At 61.2% G+C, this 13,999-nt stretch carries 17 protein-coding genes; 1 reads left to right on the plus strand and 16 read right to left on the minus strand.

Translation table 11 applies throughout. The annotated features are described in order from the left end of the window. The first annotated feature begins 1 nt into the window (after nt 1). A complete protein-coding gene (locus CSC73_RS07220) occupies nt 2–847 on the plus strand; it encodes a D-hexose-6-phosphate mutarotase (protein ID WP_246197412.1) in 846 nt (281 codons plus the stop codon). Between the two features lie 27 nt (nt 848–874). On the opposite strand, the gene CSC73_RS07225 is transcribed toward CSC73_RS07220, so the two are convergent. From CSC73_RS07225 to CSC73_RS07295, 16 genes are all read right to left on the minus strand, one after another. Continuing rightward, complete coding sequence (locus tag CSC73_RS07225; RefSeq protein ID WP_163839770.1) at nt 875–1,234, minus strand: hypothetical protein; 360 nt, start codon at nt 1,232–1,234, stop codon at nt 875–877. 119 nt (nt 1,235–1,353) lie between these two features. Then, nucleotides 1,354–1,794 carry a PepSY domain-containing protein gene (locus CSC73_RS07230; RefSeq protein ID WP_163839771.1) on the minus strand — a complete coding sequence of 147 codons (441 nt, stop codon included), beginning with the start codon at nt 1,792–1,794 and terminating at the stop codon, nt 1,354–1,356. Between the two features lie 219 nt (nt 1,795–2,013). Then, nucleotides 2,014–3,207: a benzoate/H(+) symporter BenE family transporter gene (locus CSC73_RS07235; protein WP_163839772.1), complete on the minus strand. Its 1,194-nt coding sequence runs from the start codon at nt 3,205–3,207 to the stop codon at nt 2,014–2,016. Nucleotide 3,208: 1 nt separating this feature from the next. Next, nucleotides 3,209–4,087 (minus strand): methylglyoxal synthase, encoded by an 879-nt coding sequence (locus CSC73_RS07240; protein WP_163839773.1) that lies wholly within the window; start codon nt 4,085–4,087, stop codon nt 3,209–3,211. A gap of 133 nt (nt 4,088–4,220) precedes the next feature. Further along, a complete protein-coding gene (locus tag CSC73_RS07245) occupies nt 4,221–4,583 on the minus strand; it encodes a gamma-glutamylcyclotransferase family protein (RefSeq protein WP_163839774.1) in 363 nt (120 codons plus the stop codon). 67 nt (nt 4,584–4,650) lie between these two features. Beyond that, entirely contained in the window at nt 4,651–5,067 is a 417-nt protein-coding gene (locus CSC73_RS07250; protein ID WP_163839775.1) for a hypothetical protein, read from the minus strand. Nucleotides 5,068–5,271: 204 nt separating this feature from the next. Beyond that, entirely contained in the window at nt 5,272–6,639 is a 1,368-nt protein-coding gene (locus CSC73_RS07255) for an Hsp70 family protein (RefSeq protein WP_163839776.1), read from the minus strand. Nucleotides 6,640–6,800: 161 nt separating this feature from the next. Next, the gene (locus CSC73_RS18650; RefSeq protein WP_425502285.1) at nt 6,801–6,917 is read right to left on the minus strand and encodes a VOC family protein; all 117 of its coding nucleotides are present in this window, start codon (nt 6,915–6,917) and stop codon (nt 6,801–6,803) included. A 9-nt stretch (nt 6,918–6,926) separates the two neighbouring features. Beyond that, a complete protein-coding gene (locus CSC73_RS07260) occupies nt 6,927–7,400 on the minus strand; it encodes a hypothetical protein (protein WP_163839777.1) in 474 nt (157 codons plus the stop codon). A gap of 5 nt (nt 7,401–7,405) precedes the next feature. Next, the gene (locus CSC73_RS07265) at nt 7,406–7,729 is read right to left on the minus strand and encodes a hypothetical protein (RefSeq protein ID WP_163839778.1); all 324 of its coding nucleotides are present in this window, start codon (nt 7,727–7,729) and stop codon (nt 7,406–7,408) included. Nucleotides 7,730–7,788: 59 nt separating this feature from the next. Continuing rightward, nucleotides 7,789–8,277, minus strand: coding sequence for a GNAT family N-acetyltransferase (locus CSC73_RS07270; protein ID WP_163839779.1), 489 nt, complete (start codon nt 8,275–8,277; stop codon nt 7,789–7,791). A 142-nt stretch (nt 8,278–8,419) separates the two neighbouring features. Continuing rightward, on the minus strand, nt 8,420–9,505 hold the full coding sequence (locus CSC73_RS07275) for a hypothetical protein (protein WP_163839780.1): 1,086 nt from the start codon (nt 9,503–9,505) through the stop codon (nt 8,420–8,422). 158 nt (nt 9,506–9,663) lie between these two features. Beyond that, a complete protein-coding gene (locus tag CSC73_RS07280) occupies nt 9,664–10,320 on the minus strand; it encodes a hypothetical protein (protein WP_163839781.1) in 657 nt (218 codons plus the stop codon). A gap of 274 nt (nt 10,321–10,594) precedes the next feature. Continuing rightward, on the minus strand, nt 10,595–11,053 hold the full coding sequence (locus CSC73_RS07285) for a hypothetical protein (protein WP_163839782.1): 459 nt from the start codon (nt 11,051–11,053) through the stop codon (nt 10,595–10,597). 260 nt (nt 11,054–11,313) lie between these two features. Then, nucleotides 11,314–12,369: a glycoside hydrolase family 5 protein gene (locus tag CSC73_RS07290; protein WP_163839783.1), complete on the minus strand. Its 1,056-nt coding sequence runs from the start codon at nt 12,367–12,369 to the stop codon at nt 11,314–11,316. 75 nt (nt 12,370–12,444) lie between these two features. Further along, nucleotides 12,445–13,908, minus strand: a complete 1,464-nt coding sequence (locus tag CSC73_RS07295) for an FAD-dependent oxidoreductase (protein ID WP_163839784.1) — start codon at nt 13,906–13,908, stop codon at nt 12,445–12,447. Nucleotides 13,909–13,999: the final 91 nt, after the last annotated feature.

Genomic DNA, 13,999 nt, shown 5'->3' on the forward strand with positions numbered 1-13,999 from the left:
AATGGAAACAGGCCAATTCCTGGGCCTGCCCGCGCTGCTGATCGACACGCCCCTGGCCAGCGCCGCGATCTCGCTGCATGGCGGCCAGTTGCTGTCCTATGCGCCGCGGGGCTTCGACGACCTGTTGTGGCTCTCGCCGGTCAGCAAGCGTGCGCCCGACGCTATCCGCGGTGGCGTACCGGTGTGCTGGCCGTACTTCGGCCGCCAGGGACAATCGGCGGATGCGCCGCAGCACGGCTTCGCGCGCAACACCCAGTGGACGCTGACGGACTCGAACATCGATTCCGAAGGCGCGGCGACGATAGAACTGGCTCTGCCGGAACGCGCGGACACTCCGCTGCGATTGAAGCAGACGCTGCACATCGGCCATGAACTGCATCAATCGTTGACCACGCGCAACACCGGCACGGAAACAGTCGTATTCACCCAGGCGTTGCATACCTATTTCCAAGTCGGCGATGCCGAACGCGTGCGGGTGAGCGGGCTGGACGGATTGACCTATGCGGACAAGTACGATGGCGACGAACACGCGCAATCGGGGGAATGGAACCTGCAGGATCCGCGCGATCCCGGCCGCAGCGACCGCATCTACCACCGCACCGGCAATCGTTTCGCGTTGATCGATCCGGTGCTGCACCGCCGTATCGACCTGACCACTTCGGGCAGCCGTTCGCTGGTGGTCTGGAATCCGGGCGCGTCCGGCATCGCCGCAATCGGCGATGCGCCGGCCGACGGCTGGCATCGATTCGTATGCCTGGAAGCGGCCAATGCCAGCGAAGATACGGTTTCGCTGGCGCCCGGCCAAACGCACGCTTTGCAACAGACGATCGGCGCTGTCCGCCTGTAGAAGCGGCGGCGTCTTACGAAAGGCAGGTCACAAGCCCTGCTTCACGAACTCAGCGTTCAGTGCGTACACCAGTTTGCCCACTTCGGGCGTCAGGCAGGTATTGAAGGTCGCGGGATTGCCGCAACGTTCGTCGACGTCGGCGGAAACTCTCTTCAAACCGTAACTGGCCAATATCTGCCGTGCCTTCATGAAACAGGCCTGGCCCGGCGATCCGGTCAGCAGGTTGCCGTGCTTGGTGCTGCAGTAAGTCATGGCGGACGCCAGCGCCGCCGAATTGATCGCGTATAGCGATGGACTGACCTTGGGCGACGCAGGCGCTGGCGCGGTCTGGGCGCTGGCGGCCGCGCTGACGGCGAGCAGGGTGGCGATGAGGCTGCGCTTCAACATGGGGTGTCCTCCGGGTGAGGGCATTGTGGATTGCAAGCCGTCTCTGCGCCAGCCCGGTCCTCACAAAAAGAGAAGGCCGCATCGCTGCGGCCTTCTCCTTGTTCGCGAGTCGCGGGGACTCAGTCGTTTTCTACGTGCAGGATGTGTCCATCCTTCGGATCGAGATGGATCTCGACATCGTTGCCGTCGGCGCGTTCGGCTTCGGCTTTCCACACGCCGTCGTCGAAGTCGACGTCATGCACCTTCGAGTAGCCGGCCGTCGAAAGTTTGGCCTTGACATCGTCTTCGCTCAGCGTGGACACCAGCGCTTCGGCGAAAATACGCTTGCTGGCAGGATCGACACGCACATCGACACGGTTTCCATCGGCGCTGGTGGCGTCGGTTTCCCAGGCGCCGTCTTCGAAGTCCAGATCGTCGATGCGGGTATAGCCCTTCTCCGTCAGCAGTGCGCGGACTTGAGGTTCGGTGAGCGCATCGGCCTTGGGTCTTTGCGCCAGGACCGCTCCCGACGCGACCAGTGCGGCAGACAGCAACAATATTCGTGGTTGGAACTTGCGCATGGATTTCTCCCGCGTTGGAATGAGCAGCGAGTGTGCCGCTGTATATCGGACTGCCGCATGAACTCACGCCCTCTGCACATTGCTGAGCGAATGCAAACGGAAAGGGCGCGTGGGCGCGTAGGAGCGACGTGAGTCGCGAATCGATAGCTTCAAACCGCGCATGAATGGAATGATTGCGATAGATGAGCGAGAAGGATGCCTTCGCGACTCACGTCGCTCCTACGCGTTCAGATGATTTTTTCGGCGCCACACCAGCAAGGTGACCGCGCCGGCGACGAGTCCCCAGAACGCCGAACCGATCCCGCCCAGCGAGATGCCCGAAGCCGTCACCAGGAATGCGATCAGCGCCGGTTCGCGATCGCTTTCCTCGCGCATCGCCGCCGCCAGGCTGTTGCCGATGGTGCCGAACAGCGCGAGCCCGGCGATGGCCATCACCAGCTCTTTCGGGAACGCCGCGAACACCGCAGCGACCGTGGCGCCGAACAGACCGACCAGCACATAGAACAGGCCGGCGAACACCGCGGCCACGTAACGGCGCTCCGGATCCTGATGCGCTTCGCGGCCCATGCAGATCGCCGCGGTGATCGCGGCCAGGTTCAAGGCGAACGCGCCGAACGGCGCCAACAGCACGTTGGCCACGCCGGTCCAGCCGATCACAGGCGAAATCGGCACCTCATAACCCGAAGCGCGGATCACGGCCACGCCCGGTACGTTCTGCGAGGTCATGGTGACGATGAACAACGGCAGCGCGATGCCGAACACAGAAGCCAACGACAACGACGGCAGGGTGAACACGGGGCGTGCGAATTCCAGCCGCACTCCGCCAGCATGCAGCAAGCCGGTCGCGCCGGCGATGGCGATGCCCATCGACAGCGTAACGATCACCGCATAGCGCGGGAACAGGCGGCGCCCGCACAGATAGGTCACGAACATGGTCAAGGCCATGCCCAGCTGGGTTTGCATGGAGACGAACACATCCAGTCCGAAGCGCAGCAGCACGCCGGCCAGCATGCCCGAGGCCAGCGAGGCCGGAATGCGGTTCAAGCTGCGCTCGAACACGCCGCTGAAGCCGGCGATGGCCATCAGCAGAGCCGAGAGCACGAAGGCGCCGATCACTTCCGGATAGGGCAACCCCGCAGTGCTGGCGATCAGCATCGCCGCGCCGGGCGTGGACCATGCCGTCACCACCGGCATGCGGTAGCGCAGCGACAGGCCGATGCAGGTCAGGCCCATGCCCAGGCCCAGCGCCCACATCCATGAAGCGATCTCCGCTTCCGATGCGCCCAGCGCCTGCGCAGCCTGGAACACGATCACCGCCGAAGCGGTGAAGCCCACCAGCACGGTGACGAAACCGGCGGCGACTGCGGAAAGGGAAAAATCGCGAAGCAGGCGCGACGAAGAAGAACCGGCCATGTCAGGCGCCGCGACCGGCACGCAGCGCGACCGCCTGCAGCCAGCGACGGGCGACGGCGGGCGAGGTCGTGCAGACCGCATCGTCGGTCACCGTGGTGACGGCGCGCTCCAGCAACTGGATATCGGCTTCGTGCTGCCGGGCGACATGCGGATCTTCGAAGAAGACCACGCGCTGGCACCGGCGCTCCAGCACGCGGTCGGCGATCTGCGCATCGCCGCCCATGGGCCCGCTCTGGTAGCGTTCGGCCCACAGGCGGTCCTGCGGCCAGCCAAGGCTCCAGGCCAGTTCGTTGAGGCGCTGGCCGGTGGTGCCGGTGGCGATCCGGTGCGCGAAACGCGACAGCGTATCGAAATGCTCCGCCGCGAAGGCCAGCATCTGCGGCTTCATCGCATCGTGCGCGATCAGCGCCAGTGTTTGCGTTTCCAGCGCGTGGAAGCGGTCCGCGCCGGGGTCCGGCGCAAAGCCGGCGTGGATGCGCTCCATCTCGATCCAGTCGTGCGCAGAGGCCATCGTGGACAGGAAGGGTTTGCCATGGATCACGCATTGGCGCTTGAGCGCGATCGCTTCCGGAAAAATGGAGGAAGGGTCCACCGGATCGATCAGGTAGATGGCGCCATCCAGGCTGCGCTCGGCGCCTTCCAGGCCCACCACTTCGGCGACCAGCTTCATCAGGCCGCCTTCGCGACCGTAGGGATAACGCCGCAGACCAGGATAGTGGGCCAGCATGCCGGCCGCGGCGATGGCGTCGTGGGTACGTCCGATCGCATGCAGGCCCAGCTTCAGTTCGCGGATGCCGGCTTCGCAGGCGCGCAACCAGCGGAACAGGGCCGCGTCCTGGTTCTGATGGTGTAGGCGATTGGCTGCGAGGCCCAGGCGCATGGGGGAATCCGTGGGTGTAGGAGAAGACAGTCTAATTCTGTCATCCCGAGCGTAGCGAGGGATCTGCTTTTTTCGGGAAAAAATCGGATCCCTCGCTACGCTCGGGATGACATTCGACTTGCTCGGATCTTCTTTAGCTGTCGCCAGACGGGCTCCGGGACAGGCCGTTTCCACTGAGGGCGTAAATGTAGGCTTGGACAACAGTGCCGGTTTCGAGCTTTGCCGGAACCAGCATGCGCACATAACCTTCGCCTTCGAACCGATCGAGCCGCGTCCAATGCGCGCCCAGCTCACCGGAGGAAAAGACGAATCCCGCGACCTCGCCGCCGCCTTCATCCACCACGATGCCCGGATAGCCGATCGCCGCTCCCCAGCCTTGTTGACGCAACGCGCCTCTGACTGTCGCGGTCTCCCAGGTGCCGGGAACCTCAGCCAGCACATGCGCATTCGGGCGGCCGGGTGCGAGCGAACCGTAGACGAAGAGTCGGTCGGTCATTGAATCCTCAAGGCGATCAACGCCTGAAATGAGCTGGCACGCCAGGCGGCCAGGCTTGGATGGACTGTCAGTTGCTGCTGATGTTCACATTCCACTCTTGAATGGGCACGTCGGTGCGCTCCACGACAAGTTCTTCGATGATCTGCTGCTCCGTGGTCAGCTGCGTCTTCCCCTGCGCAACAGGCTCTACGGCGCTGTCCGCGTCGCGCCAGGCGACAGTGACCCGCAGATCCCATTGCTCGTTGGCAGAGTTGAAGCGTGGCCTGGACAAGCGCGCCCATAGAATACGGCCGTCTTTTATCTTGGCGCGCAAAAGCGGGATCCGGTTCTTCTCGAACAAGCCGATGAACTGCAGCTCTTTGCCGGGCTTGATCCAATAAGTCTGCTCGACGACGAAGGGACTACGTGCCGCTGGATCCTGCTGCGCGACCGCGCTCATCGGCACCAATGCGAAAGCAAGTAGGAGGGGGGCAATAAAACGCATGCGACAGAATCTCCCTGGCGAATAACGCCTGAATTCAGCTGAACCGGAGTGGGGTGGCGACTGGTTGTAACTTTAGCCGAAGGCGAGCGCTTAGGCACGGCTTCATGACTTGAGTGAAGACCTTCGCTGACCAAGGTGAACGCCGACGCGAAAACATACCAATACGCAGCGGCGAGTCGGCGGGCGGTCAACGCCGGCCGGAAATCAGTTCAACCCGCCCGGCGCGTGATCGGCCAGACCCGAAACGACTCCCAGCGAGGGATCCCCGAACACCAATCTCACATTGGGAAATGCTTCCCGCACGACCGCCTGCACATACGGCGCGCGCGACATGCCGCCGGTCAGGAAAATGCTGTCGGGGCGCGCTTCCAGCTCGCTCGCCACTTCGCGCAGCAGCCGTTCCAGCCGGCTCAGGAAATCCACGCTGGCGATCCGCAGGTCCTCGCGACTGGCGGCGACCGACAATGCCGCATCGATATAGTCCAGCGCATGCCGGCTGTCGTCCTGTTCGCTGAGCCGGATCTTCATGGACTCCACCGCGCGATACAAACGGGTGGTGCCGCCGTCGTGCTGCAAGGTCCGCAGCCGCGCGTTGTAAGGCGCGGGCACTTCGCTGAAATCGCGTTTGTGGAAGGCGCGCTGGCGCGGCATGTCCTGGACCATGGCCGCATCCACGAAATGATGCGCGGGCACGCGGGTATCGCCGCGCCCGAACAGCGGCATGAAGTGGGCCATGCTCAGGGCCAGGTCCACGTCGGTGCCGCCATTGGGCAGGCCCCAGGCGCGATGGATCACCGGCGCCTGGCTGCCGCCGACCTGCGCATGGGCGATATCGGTGGTGCCGCCGCCGACATCCACCACCAGCGTGGAATGCCGGGTATCGCTGCCAGTGTGGTAATGCAGCGCGGCGGCGGCGGTTTCTTCCAGGAAGTCCACCGCCTCGAAACCGGCGATCTGCGCGGCTTCGGCCAGGATATCCAGCGCCTGCTCGCCGCCTGCAGGACCCAGCGAACTGCGGAAGCGCACCGGCCGCCCGATCGTGGCCAGGCGCACCTCGGTGCCCAGCTGCCCGCCGGCGGTCAGGCGAATATGTTCAAGAATCTGCGCGGCGATGCCGGTGATGGTCTTCCGCGCGCGCGGCAGCAGGTCGTAACCCAGCATCGATTTTGGCGACTGCACAAGGTGGCCGCTGCCTTCTTCCAGGTAACGGTCGATGGCGTCCTCGCCGAATACCGCATCGTCCAGATCCGCCGCCGCGCCCTCGGCTTCCTGCCTCTGCGCCTCCAGCCATTGCCGACGTACTATCTGCACGGCATCGCGGTGCAGCTGCGCATCGCTGCGCGGTATCACGCCGCTGCGCGTCTGCTCGGCCTTGGCCGCCCGCACCAGCGCCGCGACTTCGCCTTCCAGCGCGGTGGTCAGACGGAAATCGGCCGGGTCTGGCAAAGTGGTGGGGAAGAACACCGCGGTACGGAACTGCGGCAGTCCGCCGAAGCGGATGTGCTCCAGCCGCCCGCCAATGCGCGCTGCCGCAGCCGAGTAGCTGGTGCCGAAGTCGATGCCGATTCTCATGGGGGATGGGGGCTTGCGCGCGGGGGCCGGCGATTCTACGCGGTACGGACGTGCGCGTCGCGAGGAGATCGCAATCCAGGCATGAGACTGGGAGAGGGCGGCATCAACGCGCGAATCGGGCCGGCCCGCTCCGCGGGTTCGGCTTGAAAGAGTTCTGGACCTCAATCCTCGGGCAGCAGCTGCGGATTCCACAAGACTTCCCACAAATGCTGGTCGGGATCTTGGAAGTATCCTGCGTAACCGCCCCAGGGCGTGTCATGGGCGGGCTTTACGATCACGGCGCCGGCCTAAATGCCTTTGGCGTCGGCGTAGGCGATCCAAGCGCCGCAGATCAGAACGAAATAGACCAGGCCGGCCACGGAAATTATCTGCGACCGCCGTAACTGCGGGTGGAGTTTTCCGACGCTTGCGGCGTACACCAGCAGACCGACCTTTCCGATGCTGCGGCCGTCAGCGGCGGCCTGCCCGGCAATCAGCATGAAGTGGTGCACGGCGAACACGAAAGGAAACAGAACAATGGCCTGGACGGCTGCGACCACCCACGCCACCGGAAACCCGAACGGTTCACGGCCGAAAGCTTTGGCAAGCACGGGCTGCACGTCCGGCGAGAATACGGTGCCGATGAGCAGGATGTAGATCACCGCCGGAAGCGCATAGCTCATTCTGCTTTTTCGAGGCATCGGTGATGATCCGTTTGGAGCCTTGCTATCCGGGTCAAGCCAGTCGGCGAAGCGATCGGCTTGGGGGGAATGGTCAGGCACTGCCTTCAGTCGCCTAGCGCGGCCCCTAGAAACAAGGCTGCGACGACGCCAATCAGAACCATAACCCACATTGGCGCTTTCTTTGCAGGCGGTGGCGCAGAGAGCTCTTCCTCGGAGAAAGCCCCCAGCTCGTGCAGAAGATCGACTGCGCGATCCCAATCCTCATCGCGCAACAGGTAGATGCGGCATTGGCGAATCATGAGTGGCGACCCGAGTCCGGAAGTGGCCGGATCTGTGTCCGAGGAGTAGTAGGGAATCTCCTCGCGGTCGAAGGTGAGGCAGATGAGCTGGGTAAAAGAAAGACTGCTTGTCGTGTAGAGGAGCTTCATGCAGGGCCTAAGGACTGAATTGATCCGGGCCGCGAAGCGGCTTGGGCTTGAATGGATTATCAGGCATGCCTTTCGAAACGCTGCTCATTGACCAGCTTCCCCCATTGATCGCCGGCTTGCTGGTGAACAAGCCGAAAGCCGTGCCTTTCATAGAGATGCCTGGCGGTCTCCAGGCCCTCGAAGGTCCACAGATACACGCGGCGGAAGCCTTGCGCAATGCAATGTTCCATGGCGTGGTCCATCAGTCTGCTTCCGATTCCTGTCCCGCGCGTTTCCTCGGACGCGATAAACCAGCGAAGGTGCGCGCCTTCTTCCTCGGCGCGCGACCCGTCTATGGCGATGGATCCTTGTATTCTGTTTCCTTCCACGGCCAGCCAGATTCCATCGCGCCCGGCCTGGTACTGCTCAAAGAAAGCGACCAACCCGCCGGCGACCTTCGCCTCGAAGGGAAGGCCAAACCCGACAAGTCGGCTGTAGTAGTCGGCGTGGAGTTCGGTAATGCGCCCGATGCAGCCGGGCACATAGCCCTGTTGTACGGTGAGTGCCATTGACGCGCCTTTGCGAACCTACCTGGACCAAGCCGAGTCGAGAAAGTGGGTTCGGTTTGAATGAATTTCCAGACTTTACCTCATGCAGGCCCCGGCGGATCGAAGCACCGTAGCCCGCTGCTGGTCCACGCGCGCCCGGTCTTCAAGAAAATGGAAGCGATGCATTCTTGGGAGCCAAGATGCTGCACCAATTGATTGCACTTGAGCTATAGGCAATCACGTCGGCGCCATTGAACAGCACGTCAACCTTCTTCTCATCCAGACCGGACAGATTCTGCTTCGCCGTCAACGAAAACTCAGCGAATGGCTCCCCGTTATCAAGGCGGCAAAGAATAATTCCATTTCCTTTTGGAGGTCTTATCGCACAGTACTGATTGCAGTGACTGACCTGCAATGCGCCATGCGGCAAGGACACCACCGACTCGGCCTCGAATCGGCTGACTGACGGTGCTTCTTCCTGCTCTTTGCCGGGAACAGGGCCGACCCACGTTTTATGATCTTGCTTGATGCCATACCGGACGATGTAGTTGGCGTCACCTCTTGCAAGGGTCGCCTTTGTCGACTCACCCCCTATCGTATTGGCAATTATCTGGTCCCCGATGAGAGTCAATCCACGGAGGTTCAGGAAACTCACAAGCGGAGGAAGATTTCCGCCCATTGCATCCAGAATTTTTCGGTCTTCCAACTCGCAGAGAGGAGAGTTCCAAAAGAAGTCCTGTCCATCGAACTCAAGGATGGTGAAATACCGCCCTACTCGTACGAAACCAGAATCAGAGAGTTTCACCAAAAATTGACTGCCGGACAGTTGGTGAACAGAAAGGATGGCCGGCATCCGTCGAAACTTGCCGTCGTTTTTTATGATCTTTTGATCATCCCGCAAAATCTCCCAATTGCGGACTCGATACGTTTTCTTGCGGTCAGAACGCCAATCGGGCCAGTGGTGGCAAAGATGGGAATCGAAGATCGCCACGCCGGTTGTCCAGCGAAACCATGGGTAGCTGTAAGTCGAATGCTCCAACTCGGCGATGAGGGGAGCGTCGATTATTTTGCCGCTTCGATCAAGCGTGTATATGGCCGGCGAATACGGATCTGCCGTGAGCTGACCGATCACGGCAAGTCTCTCGCTGTCGAAGTGCTCGATCCGCATCGTGCTGATCAGTCCATGGTCCAGCGGGATCGTCTTTACTATCTCTGTTCTTAGATCGAGGCGGTTGGTCATGGTATCCATCAGGAAGCTCCGTCTGCGAACGACTCATCCGCGAGTGGGCGGTCAAGAACCGCTGGTTCAGAAACCAGAATTTGGAAAATGTGCATGGGGAACTCTTGAAAGCTGCTGCGTTCTACCCGGGCTACGTCACTGCGCTCGCTCTAGCCAGGCTGCGTAACTTAGTCGTCCAAGCCAAACTCGTTGGGAATTTCAGCCATAAGTCGTGTTAACACAGTGTTGGGCAAAGTTCCAGATTCCTGCAGGGGAAGCTGTTTTACATCGATAAAATCAACTAGCCGACAAGCTGATGAGCTAATCGTAGCCGGCGCTTTAGAAAAATCCGTCACGCAGTTCAGTTGAACAACTATCAAATCAGCGTGGGAGTTTGACTCCATACTGATTCGTCCAACCCTTTTGCCAGCTATCTCCAGGGCGTTTGGCGCGCAGAAGCTAACCTGAAGTCGCGGCTGGAATGAACTGAGAACCCTAATCACAGCTGCGGCTGCGCGAGTAAGTTCGTCGTGAGAATCGACGATGGTACCAACGGCAAAGGCGAATGCTACTGTGAGTGATCCATGCGTAGCCCACCAAGCCTTTGGTATAGCTTTCGCACCTTTTCGACGTCCGCTGGTCTCGTCCCAGACGACTACCACGCCGGGAAGTAGCAGCCGACCACTGTTAAGTACTTGATTCGCTTTTTCAGAGACAGACGCCGCATTGGTAAAATAGAGCGCATGTTCAAGTGCTCCAATTGTGGGCGCAACAAACCCTTCGGCGTCTACCTGGTCTGCGTCTTCGCGCAGCACCCCCTCACTGGGCCGCTTCTTTCGTAACATTACTTTAGACCCTATCTAATAAACTGTCGTGCTTGCGAGAACTCTGTAGGGACGCCGATATCGGAACACCGCCGTTCCAGAGTTGTCTATCGAAGTGGACTGGCTACATGGGGCATCTGTATGTCAGATCAAAAGCCCCGGCTTGACCAGATTCGCCGTTGAAAGCCGCTGCGCTCTACCCAGGCTACGTCACTCTGACATGAGGTCTAACCTAAAAAATAGTTAGAAGCCGCGAAGCGGCCTTGGATTGAACTATCTAGTAGATCTTATGCGACTAAATCAAGGTCGCATCAAGCTTCTTGCGAAACAGATCTTCAATTCCATCGAAGAAAAATTGCAAATTGTCTTCCGGACCATTGGTGGCACGCCCATGTACTTTTCCCATGGCACAGAATCCAATCTGACAATCTGGCTCCCCAATGACGAGAACGAATGGATTCTGCTCGTCGCCTCTTAAGTACCTCCCGCCATACTGTCTTCTGGCACACTCAAATACATAGGCTGAGGCCAGAAAATGAAGGTCTTCTGGAAGCGGCGCCTTCTGCGAGTAGAAATCCTGAAGAACCTTATCAACCAACGTTATAGATTCTCTACCAAAGTCGAGTTTATCCGCGTCAATTGGGGAGCCATCTCCGCGAAATGCTTCGATGAAATCATTTGCTTGGGACGCCATGCCCTCTTCAAGTGAGGCGGGCATTTTCGGTTTTCTGCGGAAAATATCAAAGATACTCATCAGTCTTCCTGAGTGATGGGTGTAAGTCCCAACACTATATTGGCCCCCAATATGAGGCGGGATCAGATGATCTGCGTTGACGACACTCACGGTCAATATCAATAAATTGCGTAGCATGGCCAATACTTTCCCGTCTTCCGAGACGTGAAAGCCAGGAAGATGATTTGAGAAAGATGGATTGAACTGCGGACATTTGAGATATCACCGCAGCTCTGCGGCGATATCTGTACAGCATCACGGGGCGTTTCGGACTTCCCGAATCAATCCGTAACCTGATGCGCCTTCTTCGAAAGCACCGTCATCTGCGGCTTCTCGTTGCCTTCCTTGTCCGGCTGCACATTGAACGGATAGTCCGGCTTCCACCACGCGCCACCGGCCCAGTAAGTCCAACCCAGCCACACATCGGCGTTGGTTTCGATGTACTCCAGCATCGACTCCAGCGCAGCCATGCACACCGGATCGCTGCCAGCGGCGAACTCGCCCAGAAAACCTGCCTTGTGGTGCTCGCGTAGCCAGGCAGTGAAACCCTGCAGCTTCTGCACACCGATCTGCTCGCTCTGGCATTGGCCGGAAGTACCCGAATAATCCGCGTCCAGATACTGATGCGCCTCGAACGCGATGCGGTTGGCGGGGTCGGTGATCACCAGCAGCGCCTCGCCATTGGACGTGCCTCCGTACCAGGCGCCGTTCCAGCTGTGGGCGCCGCTGTAGGCGGTGCCCGGCACCAGTACCAGATTGTTCGCGCCGGCAGCGCGGATAGCATTCAAGCCGGCTTGCGCGGCATCGGCCCAGCTCTTGGCGTCGATGCCGTTGGGCTCGTTCATCAGGCCGAAGATCACCGAGTCGTCGTCCTTGAATTCGGCGGCCAGCCTACTCCAGAAATCCGCGAAGACCGCGACCGGAGTTTCCGCCGTGCCGATCCGGCTGCCGTAATACCTGGCGTAATTGTGCACGTCCAGCACCACGCGCAGATTCTGCGCCTTGGCCCGCTTCACTGCGGTCTGCAGATAGGACAGCTGCTGGCTGTCCAGCGCGCCGTTGGCCTGCGGCTGCAGCCGTTCCCACAGGAACGGCAGGCGGATCACGTTCATGCCCTTGGAAGCGTAGTAGGCGTAGTCCGACTCGCTGGGGTAGGTGTAGTCCTTGTAGAGCACGCCGGGTTTTTTCGACGAATTGAATTCGGCGCCGGCCAGATTGACTCCGGCGTATTCCAATACACGTGTGGTTTGCGCCGAAGCCGGACTCAGGTTGGCCGACAGCAGGAGCAGGCAAGCGACGATGGCGATCCGGCAATGAGGAAGAGCATGCAAGCGCATGATCGATTTCTCCGTTCACGACGCAACGACCTTAGCATCGTGGACTGCGACGGGCAGTGGAGCCCGTCGCAAAGTTCAGGAAAGCAGCATGCTCGCGATGCTTCCGGCCGCATCGCGACCTTCGGCCACCGCCGTGACCACCAGGTCCGCGCCGCGAACCGCGTCGCCGCCGGCGAACAGTTTCGGATTGGTGGTCTGGAACGGCAGGCGTCCGCTCCCGTCGGCGATGCCGCCACCGACCACGATACGTCCGTTCGGACTGCCTTCCACGCCCTGCGCGGCCAGCCACTCCGGCACCGTGGCCGAAAAACCGAAAGCGATGATGACGATGTCCGCTTCCAGCAACGATTCGCTGCCTTCGATCGGCACCGCATTGCGGCGCCCGCGCTCATCGGGTTCGCCGAGTTTCGTTTCCACCACCCGCACGCCGGCCACGCGGTCGTCGCCATCGCTTTCGATCAGCAGCGGCTGGCGGTTGAACAGGAAACGCACGCCTTCCTCGCGCGCATTGGCCACCTCGCGCGCCGAGCCGGGCATGTTGGCTTCATCGCGCCGGTACGCGCAGGTCACCTTGGCCGCGCCCAGGCGGATGGCGCTGCGCACGCAATCCATGCCGGTGTCGCCGCCGCCCAGCACCACCACGCGCTTGCCGCTCATGTCCGGCAGCTGCATGGTGTCTTCCCAACCGGCGATAGGCCGGCCCCAGGGATCGTTGCCGCCGACGATACGCCCGTTCTGCACCAGGAACGGCAATGCCGGCAGCACGTTCTTCAGGTCCTGCCCGGGCAATCCGCCATCGGTGTAGCGGTAGGCGCCGGTGCCCAGGAAAACCGCGTCGTAATCGGCCAGCAGTTCCTCTATGCCCAGATCCTTGCCGATCTCCACGCCCAGGCGGAACTCCACGCCCATGCCTTCCAGCACCTGGCGGCGACGCGCGATCACGCTCTTCTCCAGCTTGAAACTGGGAATGCCGAACTGCATCAGCCCGCCGATCTGTTCGTAGCGGTCGAATACCACGGCGTGGATGCCGTTGCGCGCCAGCACATCGGCGCAGGCCAGCCCCGCGGGACCGGCGCCGATCACCGCCACGCGCTTGCCGGTGGCCACCACCGCGCTCAGGTCCGGGCGCCAGCCCTTTTCCAGCGCCGCATCGACGATGTATTTCTCCACTGCGCCGATGGTGACCGCACCGAAGCCGTCCTCCAGCGTGCAGCTGCCCTCGCACAGGCGATCCTGTGGACACACGCGGCCGCACATTTCCGGCAGCGGATTGGTGGTGTGGCAGAGCGCGGCGGCTTCGTCGATGCGGTTTTCCTGCACCAGCTGCAGCCACTGCGGGATGGCGTTGTGCACCGGGCATTTCCAGCTGCAGTACGGATTGCCGCAGTCCAGGCAGCGCCCGGCCTGGTGCTGCGCCTCGGGCAGGGCGAATTTGCCGTACATCTCGCCCCAGTCGCCATTGGTGCGCAATTCCAGCGGGATGCGCTGGGGCATCTGGCGGGGGAGTTCTACGAATTGGAAGACTTGTTTGCGGCTCATTGAAATTCCGATACCACAGAAAACTTTGAAATAACCCTTCTCCCGCCTGCGGGAGAAGGTGCCCGAAGGGCGGATGAGGGAGCCTTTCGCG

This window comes from Pseudoxanthomonas sacheonensis (genome assembly GCF_010093305.1).
GTDB classification, from domain to species: domain Bacteria; phylum Pseudomonadota; class Gammaproteobacteria; order Xanthomonadales; family Xanthomonadaceae; genus Pseudoxanthomonas_A; species Pseudoxanthomonas_A sacheonensis.